General features: G+C 62.4%; 34 protein-coding genes and 2 pseudogenes. 14 read left to right on the top strand and 22 right to left on the bottom strand.

Annotation, left to right across the window (positions count from 1 at the left end):
- Nucleotides 1-104: 104 nt before the first annotated feature.
- From KBZ13_RS13765 to KBZ13_RS13775, 3 genes are read right to left on the bottom strand one after another with little or no spacing between them, the layout of a single operon-like run.
- Nucleotides 105-626, bottom strand: a complete 522-nt coding sequence (locus tag KBZ13_RS13765) for a hemagglutinin (RefSeq protein ID WP_255010118.1) — start codon at nucleotides 624-626, stop codon at nucleotides 105-107.
- Nucleotides 627-684: 58 nt separating this feature from the next.
- Nucleotides 685-903 (bottom strand): hypothetical protein, encoded by a 219-nt coding sequence (locus tag KBZ13_RS13770; RefSeq protein WP_255010120.1) that lies wholly within the window; start codon nucleotides 901-903, stop codon nucleotides 685-687.
- A gap of 13 nt (nucleotides 904-916) precedes the next feature.
- Nucleotides 917-1,750: an ABC transporter ATP-binding protein gene (locus KBZ13_RS13775; RefSeq protein ID WP_255010122.1), complete on the bottom strand. Its 834-nt coding sequence runs from the start codon at nucleotides 1,748-1,750 to the stop codon at nucleotides 917-919.
- An 87-nt stretch (nucleotides 1,751-1,837) separates the two neighbouring features.
- Here KBZ13_RS13775 and KBZ13_RS13780 point away from each other — a divergent pair, with 87 nt between their 5' ends.
- Nucleotides 1,838-2,074 (top strand): FitA-like ribbon-helix-helix domain-containing protein, encoded by a 237-nt coding sequence (locus KBZ13_RS13780; protein ID WP_255010125.1) that lies wholly within the window; start codon nucleotides 1,838-1,840, stop codon nucleotides 2,072-2,074.
- Nucleotides 2,061-2,489: a type II toxin-antitoxin system VapC family toxin gene (locus KBZ13_RS13785; RefSeq protein WP_255010128.1), complete on the top strand. Its 429-nt coding sequence runs from the start codon at nucleotides 2,061-2,063 to the stop codon at nucleotides 2,487-2,489. The genes KBZ13_RS13780 and KBZ13_RS13785 overlap by 14 nt, the downstream gene beginning before the upstream one ends.
- 34 nt (nucleotides 2,490-2,523) lie before the next feature.
- Here KBZ13_RS13785 and KBZ13_RS13790 read toward each other — a convergent pair whose 3' ends face one another.
- Together KBZ13_RS13790 and KBZ13_RS15835 are read right to left on the bottom strand one after the other, a co-directional pair.
- Complete coding sequence (locus KBZ13_RS13790; protein ID WP_255010129.1) at nucleotides 2,524-2,670, bottom strand: hypothetical protein; 147 nt, start codon at nucleotides 2,668-2,670, stop codon at nucleotides 2,524-2,526.
- A 31-nt stretch (nucleotides 2,671-2,701) separates the two neighbouring features.
- Nucleotides 2,702-2,761, bottom strand: a pseudogene (locus KBZ13_RS15835) (hypothetical protein); the annotation flags it as partial.
- 268 nt (nucleotides 2,762-3,029) lie between these two features.
- On the opposite strand from KBZ13_RS15835, the gene KBZ13_RS13795 reads away from it, so the two are divergent.
- Both KBZ13_RS13795 and KBZ13_RS13800 read left to right on the top strand, forming a co-directional pair.
- Nucleotides 3,030-5,186 carry an adenylate/guanylate cyclase domain-containing protein gene (locus KBZ13_RS13795; protein ID WP_255010131.1) on the top strand — a complete coding sequence of 719 codons (2,157 nt, stop codon included), beginning with the start codon at nucleotides 3,030-3,032 and terminating at the stop codon, nucleotides 5,184-5,186.
- A complete protein-coding gene (locus KBZ13_RS13800; RefSeq protein WP_255010132.1) occupies nucleotides 5,183-6,667 on the top strand; it encodes a mechanosensitive ion channel family protein in 1,485 nt (494 codons plus the stop codon). The genes KBZ13_RS13795 and KBZ13_RS13800 overlap by 4 nt, the downstream gene beginning before the upstream one ends.
- A 355-nt stretch (nucleotides 6,668-7,022) precedes the next feature.
- Here KBZ13_RS13800 and KBZ13_RS13805 read toward each other — a convergent pair whose 3' ends face one another.
- Genes KBZ13_RS13805 through KBZ13_RS13820 form a run of 4 tightly spaced genes read right to left on the bottom strand, consistent with a single transcriptional unit; the run spans nucleotide 7,023 to nucleotide 10,465 of the window.
- Nucleotides 7,023-7,604 (bottom strand): DUF4178 domain-containing protein, encoded by a 582-nt coding sequence (locus KBZ13_RS13805; RefSeq protein WP_255010136.1) that lies wholly within the window; start codon nucleotides 7,602-7,604, stop codon nucleotides 7,023-7,025.
- Nucleotides 7,605-7,644: 40 nt separating this feature from the next.
- Complete coding sequence (locus KBZ13_RS13810; RefSeq protein WP_255010138.1) at nucleotides 7,645-9,195, bottom strand: polyamine aminopropyltransferase; 1,551 nt, start codon at nucleotides 9,193-9,195, stop codon at nucleotides 7,645-7,647.
- Entirely contained in the window at nucleotides 9,192-9,422 is a 231-nt protein-coding gene (locus KBZ13_RS13815) for a hypothetical protein (RefSeq protein ID WP_255010139.1), read from the bottom strand. Before KBZ13_RS13815 ends, KBZ13_RS13810 begins: the two co-directional genes overlap by 4 nt.
- Nucleotides 9,422-10,465, bottom strand: a complete 1,044-nt coding sequence (locus KBZ13_RS13820) for a hypothetical protein (RefSeq protein ID WP_255010141.1) — start codon at nucleotides 10,463-10,465, stop codon at nucleotides 9,422-9,424. The genes KBZ13_RS13815 and KBZ13_RS13820 overlap by 1 nt, the downstream gene beginning before the upstream one ends.
- A gap of 111 nt (nucleotides 10,466-10,576) precedes the next feature.
- Between KBZ13_RS13820 and KBZ13_RS13825 the strand changes: the two genes are divergently transcribed.
- Nucleotides 10,577-10,786 (top strand): DUF350 domain-containing protein, encoded by a 210-nt coding sequence (locus tag KBZ13_RS13825; RefSeq protein ID WP_255010142.1) that lies wholly within the window; start codon nucleotides 10,577-10,579, stop codon nucleotides 10,784-10,786.
- Here the strand turns inward: KBZ13_RS13825 and KBZ13_RS13830 are convergent.
- Nucleotides 10,783-12,243, bottom strand: coding sequence for a glycosyl hydrolase family 57 (locus KBZ13_RS13830; RefSeq protein WP_255010144.1), 1,461 nt, complete (start codon nucleotides 12,241-12,243; stop codon nucleotides 10,783-10,785). The genes KBZ13_RS13825 and KBZ13_RS13830 overlap by 4 nt on opposite strands.
- A 154-nt stretch (nucleotides 12,244-12,397) precedes the next feature.
- Here KBZ13_RS13830 and KBZ13_RS13835 point away from each other — a divergent pair, with 154 nt between their 5' ends.
- The 3 genes from KBZ13_RS13835 to KBZ13_RS13845 all read left to right on the top strand — a co-directional run bounded on the left by KBZ13_RS13835 (nucleotide 12,398) and on the right by KBZ13_RS13845 (nucleotide 13,200).
- Nucleotides 12,398-12,658 (top strand): hypothetical protein, encoded by a 261-nt coding sequence (locus tag KBZ13_RS13835; RefSeq protein WP_255010311.1) that lies wholly within the window; start codon nucleotides 12,398-12,400, stop codon nucleotides 12,656-12,658.
- Nucleotides 12,659-12,769: 111 nt separating this feature from the next.
- The gene (locus tag KBZ13_RS13840; RefSeq protein WP_255010146.1) at nucleotides 12,770-13,024 is read left to right on the top strand and encodes a hypothetical protein; all 255 of its coding nucleotides are present in this window, start codon (nucleotides 12,770-12,772) and stop codon (nucleotides 13,022-13,024) included.
- Nucleotides 13,021-13,200, top strand: coding sequence for a hypothetical protein (locus KBZ13_RS13845; RefSeq protein ID WP_255010147.1), 180 nt, complete (start codon nucleotides 13,021-13,023; stop codon nucleotides 13,198-13,200). The genes KBZ13_RS13840 and KBZ13_RS13845 overlap by 4 nt, the downstream gene beginning before the upstream one ends.
- Here the strand turns inward: KBZ13_RS13845 and KBZ13_RS13850 are convergent.
- The 8 genes from KBZ13_RS13850 to KBZ13_RS13885 all read right to left on the bottom strand — a co-directional run bounded on the left by KBZ13_RS13850 (nucleotide 13,197) and on the right by KBZ13_RS13885 (nucleotide 17,356).
- Nucleotides 13,197-13,541, bottom strand: a complete 345-nt coding sequence (locus KBZ13_RS13850; RefSeq protein ID WP_255010149.1) for a cupin domain-containing protein — start codon at nucleotides 13,539-13,541, stop codon at nucleotides 13,197-13,199. The two genes, KBZ13_RS13845 and KBZ13_RS13850, sit on opposite strands and share 4 nt — an antisense overlap.
- Nucleotides 13,542-13,618: 77 nt before the next feature.
- Complete coding sequence (dcd, locus tag KBZ13_RS13855) at nucleotides 13,619-14,143, bottom strand: dCTP deaminase (RefSeq protein ID WP_255010151.1); 525 nt, start codon at nucleotides 14,141-14,143, stop codon at nucleotides 13,619-13,621.
- A gap of 83 nt (nucleotides 14,144-14,226) precedes the next feature.
- On the bottom strand, nucleotides 14,227-15,147 hold the full coding sequence (locus KBZ13_RS13860) for an oxygenase MpaB family protein (protein WP_255010153.1): 921 nt from the start codon (nucleotides 15,145-15,147) through the stop codon (nucleotides 14,227-14,229).
- Between the two features lie 378 nt (nucleotides 15,148-15,525).
- Complete coding sequence (locus KBZ13_RS13865; RefSeq protein ID WP_255010154.1) at nucleotides 15,526-15,867, bottom strand: hypothetical protein; 342 nt, start codon at nucleotides 15,865-15,867, stop codon at nucleotides 15,526-15,528.
- A gap of 48 nt (nucleotides 15,868-15,915) precedes the next feature.
- A complete protein-coding gene (locus KBZ13_RS13870; protein ID WP_255010156.1) occupies nucleotides 15,916-16,332 on the bottom strand; it encodes a PIN domain-containing protein in 417 nt (138 codons plus the stop codon).
- A 2-nt stretch (nucleotides 16,333-16,334) separates the two neighbouring features.
- Nucleotides 16,335-16,604 (bottom strand): prevent-host-death protein, encoded by a 270-nt coding sequence (locus KBZ13_RS13875; protein WP_255010158.1) that lies wholly within the window; start codon nucleotides 16,602-16,604, stop codon nucleotides 16,335-16,337.
- Between the two features lie 162 nt (nucleotides 16,605-16,766).
- Nucleotides 16,767-16,988: a DUF86 domain-containing protein gene (locus tag KBZ13_RS13880; protein ID WP_255010160.1), complete on the bottom strand. Its 222-nt coding sequence runs from the start codon at nucleotides 16,986-16,988 to the stop codon at nucleotides 16,767-16,769.
- Nucleotides 16,989-16,993: 5 nt separating this feature from the next.
- On the bottom strand, nucleotides 16,994-17,356 hold the full coding sequence (locus KBZ13_RS13885) for a nucleotidyltransferase family protein (protein ID WP_255010161.1): 363 nt from the start codon (nucleotides 17,354-17,356) through the stop codon (nucleotides 16,994-16,996).
- Nucleotides 17,357-17,818: 462 nt separating this feature from the next.
- Between KBZ13_RS13885 and KBZ13_RS13890 the strand changes: the two genes are divergently transcribed.
- The 6 genes from KBZ13_RS13890 (at nucleotide 17,819) to KBZ13_RS13915 (ending at nucleotide 22,535) form a co-directional block, all read left to right on the top strand.
- Entirely contained in the window at nucleotides 17,819-18,838 is a 1,020-nt protein-coding gene (locus tag KBZ13_RS13890) for an NAD(P)-dependent alcohol dehydrogenase (protein ID WP_255010165.1), read from the top strand.
- Nucleotides 18,839-19,087: 249 nt separating this feature from the next.
- Complete coding sequence (locus KBZ13_RS13895) at nucleotides 19,088-19,435, top strand: nucleotidyltransferase domain-containing protein (protein ID WP_255010169.1); 348 nt, start codon at nucleotides 19,088-19,090, stop codon at nucleotides 19,433-19,435.
- Nucleotides 19,422-19,820: a HEPN domain-containing protein gene (locus KBZ13_RS13900; RefSeq protein ID WP_255010172.1), complete on the top strand. Its 399-nt coding sequence runs from the start codon at nucleotides 19,422-19,424 to the stop codon at nucleotides 19,818-19,820. The genes KBZ13_RS13895 and KBZ13_RS13900 overlap by 14 nt, the downstream gene beginning before the upstream one ends.
- 559 nt (nucleotides 19,821-20,379) lie before the next feature.
- On the top strand, nucleotides 20,380-20,898 hold the full coding sequence (locus tag KBZ13_RS13905) for an HIT domain-containing protein (RefSeq protein ID WP_255010176.1): 519 nt from the start codon (nucleotides 20,380-20,382) through the stop codon (nucleotides 20,896-20,898).
- Between the two features lie 3 nt (nucleotides 20,899-20,901).
- On the top strand, nucleotides 20,902-21,447 hold the full coding sequence (locus tag KBZ13_RS13910; protein WP_255010179.1) for a J domain-containing protein: 546 nt from the start codon (nucleotides 20,902-20,904) through the stop codon (nucleotides 21,445-21,447).
- A gap of 8 nt (nucleotides 21,448-21,455) precedes the next feature.
- Nucleotides 21,456-22,535 carry a hypothetical protein gene (locus KBZ13_RS13915; RefSeq protein WP_255010182.1) on the top strand — a complete coding sequence of 360 codons (1,080 nt, stop codon included), beginning with the start codon at nucleotides 21,456-21,458 and terminating at the stop codon, nucleotides 22,533-22,535.
- Nucleotides 22,536-23,386: 851 nt separating this feature from the next.
- On the opposite strand, the gene KBZ13_RS13920 is transcribed toward KBZ13_RS13915, so the two are convergent.
- The 4 genes and pseudogenes from KBZ13_RS13920 to KBZ13_RS15840 form a co-directional block, all read right to left on the bottom strand.
- The gene (locus KBZ13_RS13920) at nucleotides 23,387-24,463 is read right to left on the bottom strand and encodes a RelA/SpoT domain-containing protein (RefSeq protein WP_255010184.1); all 1,077 of its coding nucleotides are present in this window, start codon (nucleotides 24,461-24,463) and stop codon (nucleotides 23,387-23,389) included.
- Between the two features lie 108 nt (nucleotides 24,464-24,571).
- Nucleotides 24,572-25,132 carry a hypothetical protein gene (locus KBZ13_RS13925; RefSeq protein ID WP_255010187.1) on the bottom strand — a complete coding sequence of 187 codons (561 nt, stop codon included), beginning with the start codon at nucleotides 25,130-25,132 and terminating at the stop codon, nucleotides 24,572-24,574.
- A 99-nt stretch (nucleotides 25,133-25,231) separates the two neighbouring features.
- The gene (locus KBZ13_RS13930) at nucleotides 25,232-25,510 is read right to left on the bottom strand and encodes a DUF1294 domain-containing protein (protein ID WP_255010189.1); all 279 of its coding nucleotides are present in this window, start codon (nucleotides 25,508-25,510) and stop codon (nucleotides 25,232-25,234) included.
- Nucleotides 25,511-25,657: 147 nt separating this feature from the next.
- Nucleotides 25,658-25,891: pseudogene (locus tag KBZ13_RS15840) on the bottom strand (cold shock domain-containing protein); the annotation flags it as partial.
- Between the last annotated feature and the right edge of the window lie 25 nt (nucleotides 25,892-25,916).

Consider the following 25,916-nt stretch of genomic DNA (forward strand, 5'->3'; position numbering starts at 1 on the left):
GAAGGACTTGGGCTTCTGCATGCCCCATTCTGGTGGCCAGACCCATTGCTGTCACTGGGATCTGGGCAGATTTATGGGCGTCTGTGGAGAGCTCGGCCGCTGATCTACGCGCAACAGGCTCCTAGCGAGGTGGGGCTGCCGGGGTGGTCGCGGCAGATGTGGCCGTTACGCCAGCTCCAGATCCAGGGCGGCACCTGCAGCAGCTGCTGGAGGTCGGGCCGCTCCCGGAGGCTCACGGGAGTGAACTCGGTGGCGTAGCTGAAGGCGGCATCCCGCTGGGCCTGGTTGAGCACCACGCTCCCCTGGGGCCCCGACACCGAGCGGTGCAGGGTGCCGATCGGAATCTCCAGGGCCCCCATCGCCCGCTCCAGCTCCACCAAATGGTGGGGCTGATCCCACTCGGGATTGAGCAGGATGAAGCGGCGCTGGCCGCTGAGCACCAGGTTGTGGTCCACCTGGTGACTGTGCCGATAGAACTGCGGGAACTCAGCGTCATCGGGCGGCGAGGTGGCAGCTCCGCTGTGCAGCACCACATCGGTGCCATTGGCGTGGGGCACGCTGGCATCAAAGAACGTCACCTGCGGCGTTTCCCGGAACACGTGGATCGGAACGAAGCGGAGCTTCATGGCCCTGACCGGTGGCTACTCCACTGTTAGCCCCGCCGGGAGCGCAGCGCGGGAGAGCTCAGTAGGAGCTTTCCTCCCCCAGCAACGCATCGATGCAGCAGCGGGCTGCCTCCAGGGCGGTCTCGGGGCTGGGCCAGGGGCCCTGGTTCAGCTGACAATGCAGATCCACATCGGCCACGTGCCCGGCGGGATCGCCGATGTGCACGTCCCAGCCGCCCTCCAGGGGCTGCAGGGTGAGCGCATAGCCGCGGTGATGCAGGGCCTTGGCAGGGTCCATGGGGCGCGTCCGGCTATTCCGATGATGACGGCGGCTGAACATCTGAGCTGCATTCGCCCGCCGGCAGCACCTGGCGGTAGCCCCCTGCCGACACAACCTGTAATGGCGTGTCGAACAACGTGCTCAAGGGACCGTCCTGCAGCAGCGCCCCGGCGGGGCCATCGCCCACCACCGCCCCCCGGCGGAGCAGCACGCAACGGCTGATCTCGGGGATGATCGCCTCAATCTGGTGGGTCACCAGCAGCAGGGTGGTGCCGGAGCGGGCCAGATCACGCAGGATCTCCAGCAGCTGATGGCGGGAGCGCAGGTCGAGGCCATTGGTCGGTTCATCGAGCACCAACACCTCGGGATCGTGCACCAGGGCCCGGGCCAGCAGGACGCGCCGCTTCTGACCATCGGAGAGCTGGGCCAACGGGCGCTCGGCCAGATCCCAGAGGGCCAGCTGGGCCATCAGCTCCCGCACGCGCTCGCGCTGGGCGGTTGTGGGCTGCTGGCTGCGGCCGATCCCCACCGAGCCGAAAAACCCCGAGAGCACCACATCAAAGGCGCGCACGCGTCCGACATAGCCGATCTGCAGATCGGTGGAGACAAGGCCGAGGCGCGCGCGCAGGTCCCAGAGGTTCACGGTGTCGCTGCCGAAGATCCGCAGCGCCGAACCGGGCTTGACCAGCGGGTAGAGCTCACGACCAAGAAGCTTGATCAGGGCGCTCTTGCCGGCCCCGTTGGGGCCGAGCACCACGGTGTGCTCACCCAGGTGCAGGCGCAGGTTGAGGTTCTCGAAGACAAGGCGTGGGCCCAGGTAGGCGTCCACGGCCTGGAGCTCGAAGTAGGGGGAGGGGGAGGTCAAGACCGGCGGTGAGCTGTTGCGAAGCCTATGGGCCAAGGCAAGAACCCACGGACTTGATAGCATTGCTATCAAACGTGAACACTGGCCATGGCTGACCTACTGGTGCGTGGGGTTGACGACGCCATCGTGCGGGCCTTGAAGGAGCGAGCTGGAGCCCACGGCCGCAGCGCCGAGGCGGAGCACCGCGCCATTTTGGCGAGCGTGCTCCAAAAGCCCCCACGGCGCAGCCTGGCGGAGTTGCTCGCAGCCATGCCGGATGCAGGCCTGGATGCAGATTTCGAGCGATCCTCCAGCGACCGCGCACCGAACGATGTTTTTGGTTGACACCAACGTCATCAGCGAAGCGCGCAAAGGGCCGCGTTCCAACACCGGCGTCAGGGATTTCTTCACGACCTGCACAAAGGAAGAGCGAAGGCTCTTTCTGGCCTCGATCACGGTGGGCGAACTGCGCCGAGGCATCAGCTTGATCCGCTATCGCGGCGATGAAGTCCAGGCCCAACGGTTGGAGGTCTGGCTCTCTGAGGTGCTGGTCAACTTCGGATCCAGCATCCTCAGTTTCGATGGCGAGGCCGCCCAGGTGTGGGGGGAGTTGCGGGTACCCCATCCCGAACATGCGCTCGACAAACAGATCGCGGCGATCGCCCTGCTGCATGACCTGACGGTGGTGACCCGCAACACGGTTGACTTCAACGGCACCGGGGTGAACCTGCTGAATCCCTTCCAGGTCACTCCCCGCTGAGATGTCCCTCCACAGTGGGAGCCCCCATGCCCCCTCAGGCCAGCGCCTCCTGGTAGAGCCACTCATCCTGGGCACCGCGGCCGAAACGGTAGCGCTCCTTGAGCACACCGCTGCGGCCTCGGCGGCTCCAGCGGGCTTGGAAGGCACCGTTCCAGCAGCTCCCTCCGCCGCTGGCGCTCACTGCTGCCAGGTTCCGGGTGGGTACGCAGCAGGTGATCGATCTCCCCGGCCTCCACGCCGGCCAGGGCGAAAGCGCTGTAGCGCGAGCGCATCAACTTCTCGGCCGTTGAGGTCAACCGCTGGCCGCGGATCAACGGCGCGCAACAGGCAACATAGGCCCCGCCGCCGCAGGGGCAATCCTTCGGCAGCGGGGAGGCAGAGGCAGCAAAGCCCTGGGCCACAGGCAACGGGAACGCCTGCTCAGTCTGGGCTGGAGGCAGGCGACCAGGGCCGGCGGAAGGGTGGCAATGACTACAGGAGCCTCAAATCTGGCGATTAGGCTCCCCATGGCCTGATCGATGGAATGAACCACTGGTGTGGATGCGTCGCCTCTCCAGGGATTCAGCCAATCAGCTGAGCATCAAATCAAAGCTGATCCTGATGCTGCTGCTGGTGAGCGGCTTTTCCACGCTGATCTCAGCGGCCCTGGGCTATCGAAGCGGCCAGATCAATCTCACCAATCGGGTCTTCAATCAGCTCACCAGTGTTCGAGCTTCAAAGGCCTATCAGATCGAATCCTATTTTCGGAACATCCAGAATCACACGCAGACCTTGAGTGAAGACCTTTCCATCGTTGCTGCCGTCGAGCAGTTCGATGCGGCCTTCAAGCAACTCAAAGGTGTTGCCGAGCCGGCCCAATCAGACCGGGCCTTGGAGACGTACTACCGCAAGGAATTCCTACCAAGGCTGGATAAATACCATGCCGGCACTCCGAACCTTCCCGCCTATCTGGCCAATGACCCGGCCACGCGCTACCTCCAGTACAACTACATTGCGGCCAATCCCAATCCCGTAGGAAAAAAGCAGCAACTCGCCGCCGCCAAGGATGGCAGCGGCTACTCCCAGGTCCATGGGCGCTATCACCCGATCTTTCGCAACATCGTCGCCAAGTTCGGCTACTACGACATGTTCCTGATCAACCCCCAGGGACAGATCGTCTACACCGTTTTCAAGGAAACCGATTACGCCACCAACCTTGAGAATGGCCCCTACAAGGACAGCAATCTGGCCGAGTTGGTGCGTCAGGTGATCGCCTCGAAGGAGAAGGGCTTCACCCGGCTGGTCGACTTTGCCGCCTATGCCCCCTCCTACGGCACACCCGCTTCCTTCATCGCCGCTCCGATCTACAACGGCTCCAAGTTGGTGGGCGTTCTGGCCTTTCAGTTGCCCGTCGACGAGATCAACAACGTGATGACCGGCAACCAGGACTGGAAAGAAGATGGACTGGGGAAATCAGGCGAAACGATCCTGGTGGGCCAGGACAACCTGATGCGTTCGGCCTCGCGCTTCTATCTGGAGGATCCCAAGGCCTTTCTGGCGCAGTTGCAGTCCCGCGGCATGAAGGAGGACGCGATCGCACGCCTGCGCCAGTTCAACACCACAATCCTGCAGCAGCCGGTGACCAGCCCAGCGGTGACCAAGGCGATCGCCGGTGGCTCCGGAACCCTGCAGGTCGTCGACTATCGCGGCGTGCCGGTGCTGAGTTCCTATGCGCCACTGGCGATCAAGGGTTTCGACTGGGTGATCCTCTCCCAGATGGACCTGGCGGAGGCCTATGCACCGATCCATGCCTTCCAGCGTCAGATTCTGATCACCGTGACGCTGCTGATCCTGCTGGTCACCCTCCTGGCCATGGCCCTGGCCCATCTGTTCGTGAAGCCTGTCCAGCAACTGATCGAGAGTGCCCGCAAGGTCTCTTCCGGCGAACTCACGAGCATCCCGGAAGTGAATTCCAAGGACGAATTCGGTGAGTTGGGTCGATCCTTCAATGCCGTCGTGCAGAGTCTCCAGACTCAGACAGCGCTGGTCGATCAAAAGAACCATGAGAATGAGCAGCTGCTGTTCAGCGTCTTTCCGGCGGCGATCGCACGGCGGCTGCAACGGGGTGAAACCCAGATCGCCGAAGACGTCACCAACGTGGCGGTGCTGTTCGCCGATCTCAAGGGATTCTCCAAACTCTCTTCTTCGCTCACGGCCTATGAGTCGGTGGCGATTCTCAACGATCTGGTGGGTTCCTTTGATGATCTAGCCGAACGATTCGGGCTGGAGAAAATCAAGACGATCGGCGACAGCTATCTGGCGGTCTGCGGCCTCTCGGTGCCCTATCTCGACCATGACAAACGGGCCCTCGATTTCGCCATCGAGATGCTCGGCATCCTGCGCCGTTTCAACCTCGAGCGGGGCTTCTCGCTCGGCATCCAGATCGGCATCCACTCCGGCGACATTATTGCCGGCATCGTCGGCAAGAGTCGAGTCGTCTATGACATCTGGGGCGTAACGGTGAAACAGGCCCATGGCCTCAGCCAGGAGTGTCCATCCGGCAGCGTTCTCGTTTCCGAGGTGGTGCATCACCGGCTCGAGGATCTCTACCAGTTCGAGCTCATCGCCGCATCAACCAATGGTCAAAAGTCTCAGCAGGCCTGGCGGTTGACGAGCAGCACCGTGCCAGCGGTCGGCGAGGTTCTCTCCGAGCCATGAACACTTCCTCGCCTCTCTTGATGTGGGGGATCGGCCTGGCGATCGGCTTTCCCCTGCTCACGATCCTGCTGGGCGAACTGATCCATCGCCTGAAGCGACGGGGTCTGGCGATTGCGAGCACGGTTCGACTGGTGCGCGATGTGCTGCTGCCGATCCTGGTGCTGCTGGTCTTCCTGCAGCACCTGCTGATGGTCGACCCCAGCGGCCGCCTGTTCAAGGCCGTCGAGACGGTGTTCTGGGTCTGCGTGATCCACGCCGCCCTTTCCCTGCTCAACGTGATCCTGTTTGAGCAGGCCGAGGCCGACACCTGGCGCTCAAGGGTGCCGAAGCTGCTGATCGATCTGGCGCGCCTGTTTCTGATCCTGCTGGGTAGCGCCTTCGTGCTGGCCACGGTCTGGAACGCCGATCTCGCTGGCCTGGTCACCGCCCTGGGGGTGAGTTCGATCGTCATCGGCCTGGCCCTGCAGGACACGCTCGGCAGTGTGATGTCAGGGATTGCGCTGCTGTTCGAGCGCCCGTTCACGGTGGGGGACTGGCTGGAGGTGGGCGGCGTGGTGGGCCAGGTGATCGACATCAACTGGCGCGCCGTGAGGTTGCTGACCCTGGAGCAGGAGATGGTCGTGATCCCCCACAAGCTGATCAGCAGCGAGATCATCCGTAATTTCACCAAGCCCAACAAGATCCACGCCGAACGGATTCAGATCGGTTTTTCTTACAACGATCCGCCCAACCTGGCCCGGCAGGTGCTGAAGAGCACGGCCCTGGAAACCAAGGGCATTCTGCTCGATCCAGAGCCCGATGTGTTCACGCTCGCCTATGCCGACTTTGCCGTGTCCTATGAGGTGAAGTTCTTCATTCGCGATTACGGCGATGTGGAGCAGATCCGCGAACGTTTCATGACCAGGGTCTGGTATGCCGCCAAGCGCAACAACCTCTCGATTCCTTTTCCGATCCGCACCGTCTACAACTACCACGGGCCCACGAGCCAGCAGAAAGGCATCGCCAAGAAATTCAACGAAAGCCTGCAGGCCATTCCCTCCTACGTTCCGATCAATCGCGAGGAGAGCAGCGCCGCCACCTCAACAACAGGCATCGCCCTGCAGCATTTTGCCGCGGGCGAAAAGGTGATCCGCCAGGGGCGTATGGGCAATGAGCTCTACATCATCGTCGCCGGCCAGGCGGTGATGTCCACCCGGGATGAAAGCGGCGAGGAGCTGGAGTTACTTGCCCTCAGAAGTGGTGAGTTCTTCGGCGAGATGAGTCTGTTTTCCGGTGAACCCAGCGTCGTGACCATCGCCGCCAGCAATGACCTGGAGGTGATGAAGCTCCCAGCGGCGGTGGTCAATCAGATGATCGATCGCCAGCCCAGCTTTGCCCGCGAGATCGGCCAGATCCTCGAGATCCGCCGCCTGGCGATCCAGGAGACGAAACAGGCCCACCGGCAGTCGCTCCAGGACCAGCAGGCGGGCCAACGCACCTGATGGATGGGTCCCGCCACCGATGAGCCCTCTGTTCGCCTGTGCAGGTTGTGGTGTTCGGATCGAACGCTCCATGCGCCTCTATCTTGGGCAGAAGGGGCATGTGCTCTGCTCCACCTGCAAGGACAAGCTGGAGGCTGATCCGCCCGCTTCAGCGGCGCCAAGCGATCTGCGGAGCCAGCCGCCATCGGGCTGAAACGGAGGAGTGAAGCGCGCCTGGGGCGCGGATGGATGATCGCAGGCTCCCTCAACTCCTTGCTGCGATCACCCGATGCTGGGCAGAGCAGATCAACCGCGTCGCTCCCAACAGCTTGATCAGCGCGACCATCACCCCCTGGGCCCAGGACCCGCCGGCCGCTCAGCGGTACACCGAGCGACCATCCCCAGGAAGCAGCGTGAGGCTGGAGGGATCAATGCGCCAACCGGCGCTCACCTCCACCTCCTGGTCCTCCCCAACGCCCCACAGCTCCGCCGCCAACAGCCTCCCTTCGCTGCCGACGTAGTCGGCGAAGCGACAGCTGCCCGGGCGGCGGTTCATCGTGCGGGCTGTGGCTGTCACTGTGGCCTTGCCCTGCTCCCGCAGGGTATAGACCTGGCCCTGCCAGGTCAGCTCGGTGGGCAGGGGCTGGAGCAGGTGTGCGTCCACCGTCTCCAGCCAGCTCACCTCCAGCCAGTCGTCCTCGCAGACCACCAGCCAGCGCGCGTCCTGGCGGTCGCGGACCAGGTACTCGAGCCATTGGAAACCGTCCTCCTCGTAGACCAGCCGGTCCTCCACCACCCAGTCGCGGGCGTCGGCCTGCACGATGTCGCCCAATTGCAGATCAAACAAGGTGCGGTCCCGCAGCGGCAGCGGGCGCGCTCCGAGCCGCCGCCGCGAGCGCTGCAGCACCAGCACGACCGCGGCCACCGCCACCAACAGCAGCAGCAGAAAAACGGCCATGCGGACCCAGGCAACGGCGCAGATTTCAGGCTATCGGGGCTCAGTCGGGCCGCCAGAGGCTCTGGCGTTGGTAGTCGGTCAGCACCGGGCGGCTCAGCCGGTTGGGCTGCACCGATTGACCGGGTCCCGGCCGTAGATCCCGGGGCAGCTCGAACAGCCTGGCCAACTGGGTGCGATCGATCCAGCGGCCCTCAAAGGGCAGCGCGCCCGCGGCCAGCGTCCGCCCAGGCCGGTGGGCGAGCACAAACCCCCAGGGGCCGAAGCTGGGCACATCGACGCTGTAGGGCAGGGTCTCGAGATCCAACACCGCAAAGGTGGCCTGAATCGAGGCCAGCACCTTCGGTGTGAAGAAGGGGGTCGAGGCCTGGGTCACCACCAGACCATCGGCCGCGAGCTGACGGAGCAGAAGGCCGTAGAACCCCACGCTGTAGAGCCGGGCCAGGGGAGAGGTGGTGGGATCCGGGAAATCGGCAATGACCACGTCGTAGGGGCCGGGCAGGTCTCGCACCAGGGCGAAGGCATCGCCGATGTGAATGTGCACGCGCCGATCATCGAGGCTGCCGCGGTTCAGCTGGCGCAGGAACGATTGCTTCCGGGCCAGCCGAAGCATCGCCGGATCCAGTTCCACCAGATCAACCCGCTGCACCCCGGGCCAGCGGAGCAGTTCCCGAAGGGCCAGGCCATCCCCCGCCCCGAGCAGCAGCACCCGCCGCGCCCGGCCATGGAGGGCCATCGCCGGGTGCACCAGGGCCTCGTGGTAGCGGTATTCATCGAGACTGGAGAACTGCAGGTTGCCGTCCAGGAAGAGACGCAGGTCATCCCGCCGTCGGGTCAGCACGATTCGCTGGAAGCGGGTCTGCAAGCGACCGATCACCGGATCGTCGTAGAGGCGGTCTTCGATGCGATCGCCCAGGGGCGCCACCACCAGGGCGGCCACCCCCACCAAGGGAACCAGGGCGCTCACCGGCCAGCGCCAGCGCCGCAGCTGGGGAAATCCCCAGCACAGGGCCCCACCGGAGAGCAAGGGCACCACCGCCAGCAAGGCCGCCGTGGGCAGCAGCCCCAGGGAGGGCAGCAACAGCAGGGGGAAGGCCAGGGACCCCACCAGTGCACCGAGATAATCGAGGGCGAGCACCCGCGCGAGGGCGGTGCGCAGCTGCTCCTGTCCCTCCAGCATGCGGGTCAGAATCGGCAGCTCCATGCCCCCCAGCACACCCACCAGCAGGGTGAGCACCACCAAGCCCAGCCAGAGGGGACCATCGGCGGCGAACAGGGAGAAAAGCGCCAGCGGGCCGAGCAGGCAGAAGGGACTCAGGCACAGCTCAATGACCACGAAGCTGCGCAGCAGCGGCCCCTGGGGCCGAGGGCCCATCGCCACAAACTGGCTCAACCAGGCCCCCAGACCCATCGCCGCCAGGAAGGTGCCCACCACCACCCCGGTGGCCAGGGCGGCATCGCCGGCCAGGTAGCTGGCCTGCGTCACCAGCAGCAGCTCCAGCACCAGCCCAACGATGGAGGAGATCGCCGCACTGGCCAGGAGCAGACGGACCTGCAACGGCGTGAGCGGCGTGAGCGACGCTCGCTGACTCACTTGGCGCCGCCCGGACCACGGCCCTGGAAGCCAGCCCAATCGCGGCTGGGCGTGGCCGGGCGCCAGCGGCCTGACGTGTAGGTGCCGCGATGGCTGACGCCACCGGAGTCGGAGGCGGTGGGGGGGCCGTCCTGTCCGAGCCGGTAGAGGAGGGGGCGGGTGATCGCCAACCCCGTGCCCACCAGCACCGCCGTCACCACCAGGGCGAGCATCAGCTGACGTTCCATCAAGGCTCAGGCAGGGCGCTGGCGAGTGGGGTGGTCGGCAGCGGCGCGAGGGCGCTGACGTTGATGGGCCACGGTGTCACCACCCCATCCTCCACGAGCAGATCCAGCCATTCCAGCTCCAGGCCACCCCCTGCCAACGTCGGCGGCAGCTCGACACGAACGCGAACGCTGCGGGGCTCATCCAGCCGCAGGTGCCACCGGGCGGACACCGTCCAGCACGCGTCGTCAGAGCCCTCAACGTGGCGAAGCTTGAGCGGCTGGCGCTCCTGCAACAGCGCTCTGCCGAGGGCATCGGTGAGGCGCAGCTCCAGGGTCAGACCATCGGGGGGAGCACCGGTGCCGGCCGGGTGATGAGAAGGCTCTTCGTAGCGGGCCTCCACCCGCAGCCGCAACAACCCCGGCCCCCCCAGGATCAGTCGCTCAGACCCTGTCGCCTCGTCGAAGCGGCGATGGAAGCGCAGGCGGCAGTCGCCGTAGACCGCCCTCCAGAGCATCACAACCAGCACGGCAGCCACCAGCGCCGTGATCAACAACAAGGGGCGATCGACGCTGTGGTTCTCGACGCTGAGGCGAATCAGCAAGGGATCAGACAGCGGCACTCCGGCCACACCCAGCAGGTCCTGGTTCTGCAGCCGCAAGCGGTAGGAGCCGCCCACACGCGGCCGCAGGTTCAAGGTGAGCGCGTCGTCCTGTTCGTCGTAGGTGCCGCTCTCCCCCTCCTCGCTCCAGGTGCCCAGCTCCCGCCAGCCTTCCTTGCTGAGCTGGAGCACGGGTTGGCCGGCCGCATCGAGCAGATCCACATCCAGCAGCAGGCTGCTGTTCGGCGGCAGCTCGGCCCGCAGATCAAGGCGCGGACTGCCCAACCAACCGTCCTGGAGATGGAACGGCTGACTCTCCACGGGCCCATCGCCAACGAGCGAAAGCATCTGCCGCTCCCGGGGCAGCAGCAGCGTCAGCAGCAGCACAAGTAAGGGCAGAAGAGGAAGGAGCGCGGCCAGCAGGGGCCAGCGCACCACGGCGAATCGCTGGACGGGCGGTGCCATCGTGCTCTCCGAGCCCGGGTCTCGAGGCGCCCGGAACTCCTTCTGGGTACCCTACGGGCGCACTGACCATCCTGGCCCCCGACGACCGGTGCCGCCTCCCACCTGAAGCCGATGCCCCGACCCCTCCTTCAGCTCCTGTTCACCGTGGGCTGGACCTTGGTGGGCGTGATGCTCATCTATGCCGGCACCGTTCTCTTTGATCGCCTGGCGCCGATCGACTACCGGGCCGAAATCCGCAAAGGCAATGTGGCCGCCGGGCTGGTGCTGTCGGCCGTGATCCTGGCGGTGGCCGCCGTGGTCGTAACCATTCTCGCCACCTAACCGATCACCGCCTCACCGCGCCGGTGGATCGCGTTGGCGTAGTCGGTCCAGGCGCCCTGGCCCCAATAGCGGAAGCAACTGGTTTCCAGCAGCAGCAGGTGGAGCAGCGCCTCTAGATAGGGCGCGGTTTTGGTGATGGCGGGATCCTGCGCCACCAGGGGGTCAAACACCTGGTGGAAACGGGCACTGAGGCGATTCATCGGCTCCAGCACGTTGCCGTAGCCCTCCACCCAGCTGAGGTTGTTGGTCCAGGACGCTCCCGCCATCGAGAACTGGGGATCGTTGGCCTGGAGTGCGGCGATCGCCGCTGCGGTGGATTCCGGCGTGGGGTGACTGCCCGTGAGTTGCCAGAGCTTGTGTTGTTGGACCGCCTGGATTTTCGGGTAATCATCTGGGCTGACACCGGCGGCCTCCAGCAACTCCAGATACTCGGTGCCATTGATCGCCACCGTTCTTGAATCCGTTCCCGATTCGCTCCCCTGGGCGGCAATTTTCTGATGGGCCTGGATGAAGGCAGAGGGGAATTCGTTCATCATCACGCCGCCATTTTCACCGTCGGCAATCTGCGACACGAGCGAAGGAATCGATCGTCCCCCCAGCTCTTGCCGCCCCAGGCCCAGGGCTTCATAGCAGGGCTGCATCTGGCCCACCAGCTTGGTATCGGAGCCCTGGGTTTTGATCAAGGCCGTGATGGACACCGTTTCGCCGCTGGAGTTGCGCACCACGAGTTGGTTGGGGCCGTATTTCTGCGCCTGGCTGAGGCTGGAGCCATCAAGGTTCTCCACGCTGTGCTCCTGCACCAGCAGCCACCGGTAGCCGCACTCCCGCAGGGCCTTGATGAATTCATAGAGGGTGTCGGGGTGGTTGGGGAGCGCCATTTCAGGCGGTGAGAATCCCTTCACCCGTTGCAACGCCTCAGGGCCGAAGAGGGCCGAGAAATGGTGTTGCCAGGCCAGGATCTGCAGCTTGAGGTCGGGGATGGGCGTGGAGGGGGCCACCGCATGGCTCCAGAAGGTGCCGAGCCATTCCACGTGGGGCTGAAGGCTGGGATCGCAGGCGAGAAACTTGAGGGCATCGAGAATGTCGACGCGGCCCATCTGCTCAAAGCCCCAGAGCAAATTGCCCGAATAATCCAACATGATCCGAGGGTTGCAGCCGCCCTGAATCAGCTGGGGGAGGATTTCCGCGAGGCGCTTGTAGCAGTGGGCAAAGGCTTCGGCGTTGTGGTTATCGCCCTCGCCGGGGTGCTCGAACATGTACTGGAGATGGGAGATCAACTCGCCATGGGCCCCGGCAGGAATCGTCGGCTGGTGCATGTGCAGGGCACAGGCGAAGCCGGAGCGGATCTGCCCCAGCTTGAGCGTGGTGCGCGGCAGAAAAACGGGGCCGGCCTGCTGCATCAGGGCGAGGAGTTCGGCTTCACGGCCGGCGATCGGCGGCAGGGCTGAGTCGGTCATGGCAATGGTGTCGCGCCGGCGCGATCAAGGGGGAGGGGTCCATCCGCCGCCATCATCGCGGCGTCACAGCCCAGGCCTGGCGGCAGAACTCCGGGCCGGCTGCCAGGCCAGCGGCGCTCCCCTCTTAGCGTTTGGTCAGTTGCTGCCGTCCAAGGTGCAGAAGCCACCCCTCCTCCTGGCCGCTGCGGTTCTGGCCCTTCCGCTGCTGATCCCTGACCCAGCACTGGCGCAGAAGCGGATCCCCAAACTTCCGGGGTATGACCAGTGTCCGCTTGGGTATGTCAATGACCTCAAGCAGCATTGCAACTCACCCATCTACTACGAGGTGAAGCCCACCTACGGAAAGCCCTGTGACTCGGGATGGATGAACATCGGGGCGGGTTACTGCAAGAAGAAGACGCTGGGAATCTTCTGATCTCACAGAATCTGGGACCGCACACGCATCAACGGTCAGGCCCCGCAAGACCTCAGGGTGGAGGTGATCGGGCATCATCAGGGAGACTGGAGCGCTCGGCGGATGATCCCGATGCGGTACACGCTGGTTGCGGCGGCCCTGCTCCTGCCCCTGCTGGCCGGATGCGACAGCGTCTGGCGCTGGACAACCCAGCCCTTCCGCCTGAGCTGCAGCCTCGACTCCGCATCACCCACGATCTTCCGCATCGACCCCCGTAGTCAGCAGGTGCAGGAGCTGGATCCGAAAACCGGCGAGGTGACGCGCACCGTCACCACCAATGAACCGCCACCCAAACTGGGTGGCGGTTCATCGATGACAGCACGGTGACGATCACGCCGCGGCAGATCAGCTGGGAGACCCGCATGTACCGGCCCCAGTGGGTGCGGGACAGCCGGTCGATCGATCTCACCACCCTGCGCTACACCTCGGAATCGAGCGTGCAGGTCGATATGGGCCCGGAGATGAGCCAGGAGACCCGCACGGGACGCTGCCGCAGGATCTAACGACGGAACTCCGGCCGGTCCTCCTCACAGGTCACCAGCAGCAGGGTGTCGTCGAGAGCGGTTTCGGTGTGGGTGTCGCCCGGCTCCACGAAGTAGTAGCCGCCGGCAGTGATGGTGTGTTTATCGTCGCCATCGGCCTGCACCCGCATCGCTCCACGCACCACAAACACCTGGCACCAGAAGGCATGGTGATGGCGTGGAATCGTCAGGCCCTGCGGCAGGCGGTAGAGGCCTGATTCCACGTTGTGGTCGCCTTCCCACAGACGGCAGGCCTGCATCGGGACCCCCCGCACATCGATCGGCTGCCACTGCTGCTCGTGGGTGGGGAGGTAGCGGGTCATCGGTGATCGGCTGCGCTGAACCGTGAGTGAACTCTGCCGCAACACCCCTGTCAGCAGCCAGGCAACGGCCGAGTCGTTCAGAAGGAGTCTTCCGTCTGGCCGGCGAAGCGGCCGGCGTAGCTCTCGCTGCCCTGCAGGAGCTGGAACACGAACTGGCAGATCGCGGTGCCGGGAACCACGGCCAGGGGTGCTGGGCCGAAGTTGCTCATCTCGAGCACCTGCTGGCTGTCGATCCCCGGCCCCATGAAGGGGGCGCTGATGTGCACCATCAGGCCCAACCGCGCGAAACGGCTGCGACCCTCCAGCCAGCCGCACAGCCCGGGGCCCAGGCGCAGGCGCTCGCGGGTGATGCCGAGCACCGTTTCGCCGGGCATGATCAGGATGTGCCCGCCCTTGGGCACCTCGATCTTCTCGGTGAGCTGCCGGTAGTCGGTGTGCTCACGCACCTCGATCACCGCGTGGACCTTGCGGAACACGCGAAAGGAGGGGGCGAGGGTGAGGTCGAGCGAGGCAGGGCCCAGCCGCTCGGGATCGAAGGGCGTGACCGTGATGGCGCCCTGCTCGATCGCCTGAAGGATCGCCTCTCTGCCGAGAACGGCCATGGATGTCCTTTGGGGTGGGCGGTTGTGGATTGTCTCAGGCGGCCGATCGGGTGCCGCTCGCAGAAGGCCTGGGCGGGGAGGATTCAGCCAGGAGGCGCTGCGGATCCTGTGGCGTCAGCAGTGTCATCGGCAGGCAGGCCTGAACGCCTGGGCGGGTTGAGGTTCTGCAGCAGGGGCAGCGGGCCCAGTTGCTCAAGCCGGAAGTTGGCGCCATAGCTGGGGGTGGGCCGCTGGGAGAAGAACCGCGCCCGGGGTTGCCGCCCCAGCCCTCGGCTCAAGACGGCACCGGCGGCGGAGGCGCGGCTGCGCAGGCGCAGGGTGGCGAGCACCAGCTGCTGCAGCAAGCCCGGCGCCACGGGCCAGCCCAGGCTGCCCGCCGTCTGGCGATCGAGCAGGCCGGTCAGCACCCGTTGCAGCGCCGGCCGTAGGGGGGCGGGCCAGTCGGCCAGCAGCATGGCCAGGGTGGCGTCGGCGACGCGGCGGTTGCTGGGGGCCAGAGCGAATACCTCCCGTTCCACCTGCTCGTTGAGCGCCATCAGCTCCACCAGGCTGCCCGGGATGGCGCTGATCCCCATCCGCTGCCCCACCGCCTGCCAGAAGCGGAACAGGTGCTCCTGCTCCAGGTCGTTGAGGCCCCGCCAGCCGTAACGACTCAGCCAGCGGATCGGCTCGGCCACGAACGTAGAGAGCACGTAGAGGAAGTCGTCGTTGCCGATGGCGTAGTGGCCGTGGATGTGGTTCATGCGCTCGATCACCGCCGCACCCGCCTCGCTGTCGACCCCATGACGCAGCAGTTCGGCCACCATCAGGCCGGTGTCGTCGTAGCGCTTGCGCGGCCGCTGGGCGAACTCACCGGTGCGATCCAGCAGAGCAGAGATCGAGGGCACGCAGAAGGTCTTGAGCAGGGCCAGCTCAAGGGAGCGGGTGAGATCCCAGGGGAACACCACGCCGGCGAGCTGGTGGCAGGTGGCTTCGGCCTCCTGCAGCGGGCTGGGATCGCTCATGGCTCCAGGGGATCGGTCTGCCTGTTCGAAACAAGAAGGGACCATCGCTGGAAACCCTATGGCGCCCGCGAAGGAAGTGGGCGCACATCCACGGCCGCAGGACGAGCGCATCAAGGATCCGTTCGGTTGCCCTACATCGGGTCACGACCACCACCGGCAGATCGGGTGGCACAACCCCGTGCTGGCAAAGGCCGAGGAATCGCATGGTGGGCCGGGTGCTCACCGGCAACGGCATCACCGCCTACGGCAACGGCGCCTACCTCCTGATCGGCGGCGACGACCTGAGCGACACCGAGCGCGACGAGCTGCTGCAGCTGTGCCGCCAGCGCCTCGATGCCTTCCGTGCCCAGCGTGGCGAAGAGGTGGCTTGTTTGCCTTTCAGAAGCCTTCGGCTTCGGCCACCGCTTGCCGATCAGTGGCTCCATCAAGGTCCGCGTGCTCACCCGCACCATGGCCGTTGCGAATGCTGCGGCACGGGCTGTTGCTCAGCCAATCCCGCACCAGTGCGCCCTGGAGGTGGTTCACATCATCCCCAGAAATACTCAAAGCAATGCCGGCAAACGGGACACGGATCGCTCCGACTTTCGCGGACTCCTCGTCAACTACCAGATCAGGCAGGAGGACAGCCGCCGGATGCTGCTGGAGAACGAACTGGCGCTCTGCATCGCCGATGCCTATCCGGTGAGCGAAGGGCACAGCCTGGTGATCCCCCGGCGCCATGGGGCCGACGGGCTGGAGTTGCACCAGCCGGAGTGGAATGCGATGGGCTCAGCTCTCCAGGTAACGCTCCACCGTGTTGGTGGTCCAGGTTGCGATGCCGATGCCGAAGAAGTCCTGATCCTCCGTCCAGATGGCGCATTCCAATGGCAACGCCAGCGCCAGGGCAGGCCAGTCATCCTTGTCACGGATCCTCACCAAGGCCTCCTCCTTGGCCGACCCGAGCACGCTGTTTTCCACAACCTGGACCATCAACAGCAGGCTGAGCAAAGCCTCAGCGCAGACCTCTGCATTGAGTCCTCTCTTCCTGGCGAGATCACTCACGTAGGCGGTCGCCTCGGCCACGTTGGCTTCAGCGACAAAGAAGTCCACTTGATCGGCGTAATGGGCGATGAGCGCGCGCACCCGAAGGCCGAGACAACCGCGAATGAGGATGTTCGCGTCCAGGACCAGACGCTTGCGCTCCACCCTCAGGCCGACGGTTGCTCAGGGCGGCCTTGCCGCCAGGCCTTGAAGTCGGCACTGAGCTCGTCTTCGCTCAAACCGAGACGCTCCAGTTCAGCCTGCATCAGCCGGCCAGCCTCCAACACCTTGTCCCGATCACTCAGGTTGCCCTGCTGGGGCAAGGGCACGTAGAGGCCAATGGTGCGGCCATGGCGGGTCACCTCAATCGGCGTGGACGATTCCAGATGGGAGGCCAGCCTGGACCTGAGTTCACGGATGCCAATACGGGTCGTCACGCCTTCCTCCCGCCAAATGTGTACACATCCTAGGGCTGGCTGGGGCGGCACAACCACTCCCGGAGCCGGGTTGGCTGCAGCCGCCGCGCGCTCACACCAGAAGGGATCCCAGTAGCAGCGACTGCCTGACGGGCCGCCCAGGGCCCGAAGCCCACCGGATCATTATCTTTGCCGCAACGCCCGAACAGCCGCGATCAGTTCAGGCAGGGATTGCTCACAGATCAGCAACACCTGCTCACTGTCGAGATCGAAGTACTGATGGGCGATCACATCGCGAAAACCCATGGCCCCCTTCCAATCCACCGATGGGAATTCGGCCTGCAGACGACCAGGCCAGTGGCGTTCAAAAAGCTTGAGAGCCTCACCGATCGCGAGGAACTGCATGCAGATCACGTCAAGCAGATCCCGGCCCACCTCCGTATCAACTTGAGATGGGTCCTCCTTCCGTCATGGCCGCAGGCCTTCGTCGAGGATGCGCTGCTTGAGGGAGGGTTCATGCGCTCGCGCAGTCGCACCACATCCACAGACGTGCTCAGCAACGTTTCCAGCTCCTGCTTGAGGTGCACCAGGGCATAGGGAGTGAGCGGATCCAGCCGCACCCACACGTCGACATCGCTGTCGGGGCGGGCGTCGCCACGGGCAACGGAACCGAAGACGCCGATATCGACCACGTTGAAGCGCTGTTGCCAGTCTCCACGATGGAGCCGCAGGGTGCTGAGAACCTGTTCTGTCCGTGGGCTGGTGATGGTCATCGGGGTTCCGATCTGGAGGCCGTTCTGCCGGGATGGCTGCGCTGATGCACCGCTACCAAACGCTGCGATCCGAACGGAATCGCACCCAACGACAGGAGCTGCACTGAAGTTGCCTGGCGCAAGCACTCTGGGAAGGGTCAACCACCACAGGCTGATCCCCCTCACAACGGTTGGATCCCATGGGCCTCCACTGGGGCGAGCCTGCGAGGGAGTCGGTTTTTCCTGCCCATTGGCGCTTGAGTCCGAGGCGTGAGGGCGATTGCGCGCAGCCGCGGGGTTTGGGACGGGGGCGGGCACGGGGGTTCATGGTGGTGCGGACATGGGCTGGACCGCTTTGCCTAGGATCGCGAGGGTCGCCCGTTCGACAAGGTCAACCCCCTAGGGGCATCGGAGCCAGCCCATTCCCGTGAACGGCAAGCCATTCGTTGAGATCATCAGATCCATCCCAAGCCAGCAGATTCGATGACCGCACAGATCGAGGCCCTCGCTGCCCTCGGCGCCGGGCAACCGCTCCAGCCCTTTTCCTACACCCCCGGTCCCCTCGGCAGCGATCAGGTGGAAATCGCCGTAGAGAGCTGCGGCATCTGCCATAGCGATCTCTCCATGCTCGACAACGAGTGGGGCATGACCGCCTATCCGTTTATTCCCGGCCATGAAGTGATCGGCCGGGTGGCCGCCCTCGGGGAGCACACGAAGCGTCTGAGCATCGGCGACCGGGTTGGTCTGGGCTGGTTTTCCGGCAGCTGCGGCGCCTGCGACCAATGCCTCTCCGGCAACCAGAACCTCTGCCTTAAGGCCGAAGCCACCATCGTCGGGCGCCACGGAGGCTTCGCGACGCGGGTGCGGGCCGAGTGGACCTGGGTGTCTCCCTTGCCGGAAGGCCTCGACGCCGAGAAGGCAGGCCCCCTTTTCTGCGGTGGCATCACCGTCTTCAATCCGATCGTGGAATTGGGTATCAAACCCACCGACAGCGTGGCGGTGATCGGGATCGGCGGGCTGGGTCACATGGCCCTGAAGTTTCTGCGGGCCTGGGGATGCGACGTCACCGCCTTCACCAGCAGCGACTCGAAACGGGAGGAAGCGCTCCAGCTGGGCGCCCACCGCACCTTGAACTCCCGCAACGCCGAAGAACTGGCAGGGGCTGCGAGCAGCTTCGACTTCATTCTCAACACCACCAACGCCAACCTCGACTGGAACACCTACATCGCCGCCCTCAAACCCAAGGGGCGTCTGCACACCGTGGGGGCCGTACCTGAACCGATCGCCTTGGCCGCTTTTCCGATGATTCTCGGGCAGAAAAGCCTCTCCGCTTCACCGCTGGGGAGCCCTTCCACCACCGACAAGATGCTGCATTTCAGCTGTCGCCACGGCATCGCGCCCACCACGGAGTTCTTTCCCATGTCGAAGGTCAATGAAGCCCTGGATCACCTCCGCTCCGGCAAAGCCCGCTACCGCATCGTGCTGATCAACGACCTGGGGTGAGGCCCACAAGCGGCTGCTGAGACTGTGGCCCCAGCGGCAGCGGATATCGAGATGACTGGGGCGGCCACAGCAGTACCCGCAGCAGGGTTGGCTGCAGCCGCATCACGCCCACGCCAGAGGGGATCCCAGCAAGGGCGAAGCCCTGACGGGCCGCCGAAGACCTGCCTGCCGATCCGAAGTGGGCTGGCACATCAGCCCACCAACCCCAACACGGCTGCATCGCCTGGCGGGTGGCTTCACAATGGGGTGATGAGCACGGCATCCACGCCCACGATCGAGGAACGGCTCCAGGCCATGGCCGGGGTGATCCATGGCGTCATCCCCGGGGCGCAGGTGCGGCTGTTCGGTTCGAGGGCTCGCGGCACCAGCGGACCTGATTCCGACATCGATCTGCTGATCACCGCCCCAGATGAGTGGCTGGCGCAGCATCACCGTTTCCAGGTGCTGAACGATCTGTGGGGTCGGCTGGCCCAGGCGGATGTGTCGCTCGATCTGCTGCTGTACTCCCGGAGCGAATGCGAGGAGCGCCAGCACTGGCGGAGCCATGTGATTGGCAGGGCCTACCGGGAAGGACGGCTACTGCATGGCGCTCTCTGAAGCGGAAGGTCTGCTGCGCATCGCCGCCGTCGATTTGGAGAGCGCTCAGGCTTCCTTCGACCCGACCGTCTTTCGCGAAGGTGCCTGGGGTTTCTGGCTGCAGCAGGCCGTGGAGAAGGCGTTGAAGGCCTGGCTGCTGCATCTGGGCAGCGATCCGCCGCTCACCCATGACCTGCGCCGTCTGGTGTTGCTGCTTGAGGCCAAGGGAGTAGCCACGGCCAAGCTGCAACCGCTCGCTCAGCTCACCGTCTATGCCGTGCAGTTCCGCTATGACGCCGATCCCACACCCCTGGGGTTGGATCGGGAAGACCTCAACCGGCAGGTGAAGGAACTGATCGCCCGGGTGCAGGCGCTGGTCATGCCGGGTTCCGAAACTGAGGCGTGACGGTGTCTGCCATGCCCCACCCCCCTCTGCTGCCTTCCATCGCCTGCGCGCGTTCATCGCCGAGCGCATGCGCATGAGACCTATCGACCAGCCGTTGATGCTCCTGGAACTGCTCGGCCATGGGTTTGCCAGGCAACAGCCAGCCCAGCCCCAGTGCAGGACGTCGCCCGCAGGATCCTGGGAGAAGACTTGACCCAGATCGACACCTACGTGCAGCGGGTGAAGCGCATGGTGGGCCGGGTGCTCACCGGCAACGGCATCACCGCCTACGGCAACGGCGCCTACAGCCTGATCGGCGGCGACGAACTGAGCGATGGCGTTACCTGGCCGAAGGCCAGCGTGGCGGAGCCACTACGCGACGAACTGCAGCAGCTCTGCCGGCAGCGCCTTGATGCCTTCCGCTCCCAGCGCGGCGAAGAGGTATTTGCCCACCGCAGCCGCCACCGCACGCCGATCAGCGGCTCGATCAAGTACCGCGTGCTCACCCGCGCCCGGGGCCGCTGCGAATGCTGCGGCGCGGGCTGTTGCTCAGCAAATCCCGCACCAGTGCGCCCTGGAGGTGGATCACATCATCCCCAGAAACCAGGGAGGACCCGACGACCTCTCCAACTTCCAGGCCCTCTGCTTCCGCTGCAATGCCGGCAAGCGGGACACGGACCGCACCGACTTTCGCGGACTCCTCGCCAGCTACCAGCACAGGCAGGAGGGCTGTGTGTTCTGCGCGCTGGAGGGCAGCGGCCGGGTGCTGCTGGAGAACGAGCTGGCGCTCTGCATCGCCGATGCCTATCCGGTGAGTGAGGGGCACAGCCTGGTGATCCCCAGACGCCATGTGTCCGACGGGCTGGAGTTGCACCAGCCGGAGTGGAATGCGGTGGTGGAACGGCTCAAGCGTCGGCGCGAGCAGATCGCGGCTGATGATGCCGGGATCAGCGGCTGGAATCTGGGGCTGAACTCAGGCGAAGCGGCCGGACAGACGGTGTTTCATGCGCACTGGCATCTGATCCCCCGCCGCACAGGTGATGACAAATCCCCCCGCGGAGGCGTTCGGGGGGTTATCAAGGGCAAGCAGGAGTACTGAGCCGTGGCCACCAAGACGCCAACGCGCAAGAAGCTGGACAGGCCAGCGGTCTTGGCACGGATCGAGGAGATCCTCTCGGCAGGGGCACCGGATGCCGAAAGCCTGCTGGCTTTCGCAGAGCTCATCAACGGAAAGCCTTTCCCTGAGCCTGTTCTCACGTTGACTGAGCTCAAAACGGCTGTCTGCAAGGTGTTCGGCAGCAAGAACGCCACAGAGCTACGCAAGTCGAGCGAGTTCAATCTCGCGATGGCTGGGCGCAGCTTTGATCTCAAGACCAAGGCTGATTGGCTCAAGCTCTATCGGGAGTGGGTTGGGGTTCCCCGCAGCGAGCGGGACAAAATAGGCAAGACATCCATCAACGGCATCGATGTCTTGGAGAATTTCAGACCTTGGCATGTGTTCTCTCTGGAACCATCGACAGCCAGTGCGGATGACATCAAAGAGGCCTTCCGCAGGCTGGCCAAAGAACACCATCCCGATGTGGGCGGCGATCCGCGCGTGATGGAGCGGCTCCAGAAAATGCGTGACTCCCTTCTTGCCTTTCTCTGAACAAGATGATGACGACGACATCCAAGCGATCACGTGACGCCTTCTCCTTTCAGGAGTCAGCCAAAATCCTTGGCATCAGCGCCAAGAAGCTCGATGGGATTTGCAAATTCTTTGATGCCCACAATGACGATGAATGGGAGCTGATCGAAGGAGAGTTCTTTGAATACGAACTAGGGCAAGCTCGTAGTCGCCGCTTTTACGAAGAAGGCGTCATGGCGATTGCAAAGTATCTGGAAGAGAAGGAAGGTGGAAGCATCATCGCCAAAATCCATGAGTTCTTCACCCACCACCGCGCGCGGGTGACACGCACCCTCGTCAAACGACGCATCATTCAAGTCACCCAAGATCGGAGCACCATCGAAATCCGAGGCGATCTGATTTTTTTGGAGCAACGCTCAGTTGTCAGGGTTCTGGGCACCAATGGCAAAGGGATGGCTGGCACGATCACAAGGATCCAAGAGGAAAGCGCAGGGTTAGAAGGTGCAGAGGGTTTAGAGATCGGCGTTCATTTCGATAGCTTTGATGGCAAAGATCAACGCCATTGGAGCCAGCGCGGCATTGTGCGGCTGGCGAAGACGATGAACGACAAGGGCAAGATCAGCAAGGCACGCAAGGCCTGGGTGAAAGCCGTCGCGGAAGTTGCTGAAGACTGCTTTGAAGCCCAGCGAAAGCTGCTGGAGAGCCACGAGGCGCGGGTCAAGGCGGCAAAAGACAAAGTTCGTCAGAAGGCCCTACGCAAAGATGGCTCTGGCTGTGCAGTCTCGGGCCACAAGCCATCAGCATCCGATCAGAATCCGGTTGAACTGGAGGCACATCACCTTTTTGACGCTAGTTCAAGGCCTGATCTTGCGGCCTATGAAGAAAACTTGATTGCGATCAGCAGCAGCATCCATCGCAACTTTCACAAGTGGATGGGCGCCAAGCCCTGCGAACCCAAAGATTTTGTTGACTATCTCTTAGGCAACGAGATGAGCCATTTTGATGGTGCGCCGAGCGTCAAGAAAAGGAAGGAGCAGAAGCTGGAGAGACTGATGAATCGGGTGGAGTTGTTGCAGGCGAGGTTTGAGGGGAATCATTTGCTTTACTAACGCTCCAGCTCAGAAGCGGGCAGATAATGTTCAGAATGCGCAGGCAGCTTATGCATCCATCATCTCAATCTGGATGTTGGACGGCATGCTATGAGAAAATTGATCCTATGGAACGACCAGGCACTTTCAGAAATCAACCATCAGCGAATTGGTGGATACATTCATCTCTGCAATTGCCCGGAAACGAACAGTGTAAGCAGTAATTGACTGGCAATGGACACATGATTAAAGGCAAGACGCATTAAAAAGATATGCACTCAGTCCCAGGCAAATAAACGGTTTGGCAGTGATTTTTAAGCCTGCTTGTGATGCTCATCGTTGCGTTGCTGAGACTCCTCCTTTCCCTCTAGCCAATAGATTCCCTTGAACTTATCAAGTGCCATGCGCCGATAGGCCTCCTCACTCATCACGACTTCAGCAGTGAAGTAGTAAGTCAGCTCGCCTCCATCGCTAGATGAAACAACCTTTGGCTGGAATGTGCGACTACCATCCGAGTCGGTAGGCGTGAGAGAGAAATGTCCAGGGCGAAGACGTCCCATGATCTTTCTAGGATTGGTTGGTGGCAGAGCAAATTATGCCATATGCAACTTCAAGCTGCAGGCTTTCCCTTGCTGGATAACTCTAGCTTGGCTGTATAGCTATATCTCTTGCGATATTATCCCAAGACACCACGTTCATTGCTGCGTGTCGACACCGTCGATGTCAATAAACATTTGGCAAGTCATTCATCAGTGACTCGACAAGGTTTCATTAGCCTAGACCGCCCAACGCTCCAGATCAGAAGCGGGAGCATTATGAACGGATGCAAGCCAATCAAATGCCCAGTCTTCTGTATCTTATTGTTAGGCATATTACTGGGAAAGATCCATGCCGCCTGTATATTGAGTAGCTCTAGCGAGTATGGCGCATCCATCATCGATTAGGCGAAGAAAATCACGAGCATCAGAGAAATAATTCTTAAACGCCAAACGAACATCTTCAGAGGTGTCGGCTCTCACCAGGACAATGTCTCTATCAGGCATTTCCTTCTCGAACTCAAAAAGTGCTCTGAGCGCATCCGGAGCGTCTCGATACTGCTTGACTTCCAGTGGCTTTCCCTCTGAAATAATCAGAATCGCATTTCTCCTCGCTGAAATAATCTGATCGGCTGAGTTAAGGCCTCGAAGCATGTGCAGCAGCCCCAATTCCCTTTCTGCAGCAAGGAAGTCTGTCACAAGATCACGATCATCAAGATCCGGCAAGGCACCTTTCATGCCTTCATGGGCTCGAGCTAATATTTCGCTCGCCATCTTCATTACTGTTTCGTAACGTGTATCCCCGTGCTTAAACTTTGGCTGACTTTCTGTAATGAAGCCGATGACCTCAACTGTCGTAGCCCAAGCGTGCTGGACCAAGGTTCGATACTGAATCTCTACATACAGTCCTTTCAGAGGGCGTCCGACAACGGAGTTGACATCATACTCGTACACATCATGCACTCCTCTATAGCCAGATTCCTTGGGGTTCTTGATGTAATCGTACTTGTCTTTATCGTCTGCATTGCGTCGCTTGTGCTTGAAGCGAGCCTTATGGAAATGATCCCTAAAAGAATAGAGCTCCTCGATGCTTCTAAATATTAGCCTGCAGCCGGCTACATCGTCCATGCGAGACAGGTTCATTCTCGGGAATCGATTCAGCTTGTGAAATATTGTCCTCTTACGCTTGTGGCGCTGGGCAAAGATAATGCCCTTGTCTCTGCCTCTCTGAATAAGATTGACCTTAAATGTATTTAGAACTGCTCTGTGAGCTGCTCGCCACTCATCGATAACCTGGAGATCCTCCGAGTTTGCAGTTCCTTCCCGCACCCGCTGTCCAGCACGGTTTACTCTCGACTTTGATCCACCAGGGAACGCCTGTTCTTGGTCGGGGGAATGGCTTGGGTTCTCCATGACACAATTATGGCGCCTAACGTTCGCCTTCACTTGGCCGCATGGAGCCGATGAACACCGCTGACAATGAGTGGAGGTGGCTCAGATACATGGTGATCTTAAGTATCGCTACGACACGATGGCGACCTTGGAGTGCATGGCAACATGCTCGAGGTTACTGTAGCGGTAATACCTGCCAACGATCCTGCATGCCTTTACTTCTAGGCTGTTCAAGTTCCAGAAATATTCGACCTCATCCTTTCTTGCTTGACGGACATAAGCCATCGGAACAAAGTATCGGCCACCGTCCATTGAAATGAACGTTAGCTCCCTTAGTGTCATGCCGTTGAGCTCTAGATGGACAGGGTAAGCGTAACTGTTGCGGTCCGGATACAGCAATGTCCAGCGCTCAGCAAATAAGCGTGTTCGTTCGCCAATCTTGATCTGGTATGTGTTGTCGGTGACAGCGATCCACACTTCAGTGCCATCAATATCGGTCTTGGACCAACTGCTGGATTCAAGCATTCTCTCGAAGTTCTGGAGCGTGTTGCGTGGCTTTAGGTCTGCAGACAATTTTTGAAGCTCAGCGCGCTGATCAGAACCCGCCTTGATGTAGTAGCGGTGAGTTATGAGCCAGGAGAGTAAGCCACCAATGGCTGCTCCTGCGGCGAAAGTGAGAAACTCGTTCATGGGACGCCTAACGCCCAAGATCAGAAGCGGGCCAAGATTCACTGGCATCACAAGCAATCAATGATCCCGTCTTCTGCATCTGGATGTTAGTCCGCGCCATCATGCCTGCACATTGCGGATCAACCCTGAATGCCATGCAACAAAACCCGCGACGTTGATGGCCACTGTGACCCAGAAGATAGCCACGAAGTTTGACTTGGAACACTTGTGGCGCAGTAGCTGCTGAGCGAGCAGGGCGCCCGGCCAGCCGCCAACCACCCCAAGCAAGTGCAATGTCCTCTCCGGCGTGCGCCAGCTTCCATTGATAGCAGCCGACTTATCGACCGCGTATGCAATAAACGTCAAGAGACTGAGCCCGAAGTACACAGCGGAAACCATGGGGTTGACCGACCACCTGCTCGCGACATAGATCCAGACTGAAGCGAAGGCCGGGATGACCAGCAGTCGTGGGAGAGTCCATGCTGCAGGCGACTCCGATCGGTATGTCTTGGGTGCACGATTACCTACGAGGTACTGGACTGAGCGCGCACGCTGCTTGCCGTTTGGGCCTAGCTCGATCTCAAAGGTTAAAGCCTTCCCGGTTGTCGGGCGCTTGATGCTGGGTGGGAAAGCCTTGATATGAACAAAGATATCCTTGCCACCCTGAGCTGGCTCAATGAACCCGAAGCCTCGCTCATCATTCCACGATTTTAGGTTACCTCGTAGTCGCATCGGTGTTTTGCGTCGGTCTAACAATGATTGGGCGGGTCCGATAACCATCTGCAATGCTTGGCCCCTTCCGCAT

The sequence above is a fragment of the Cyanobium sp. ATX 6F1 genome, from assembly GCF_024346315.1.
GTDB lineage: Bacteria > Cyanobacteriota > Cyanobacteriia > PCC-6307 > Cyanobiaceae > ATX-6F1.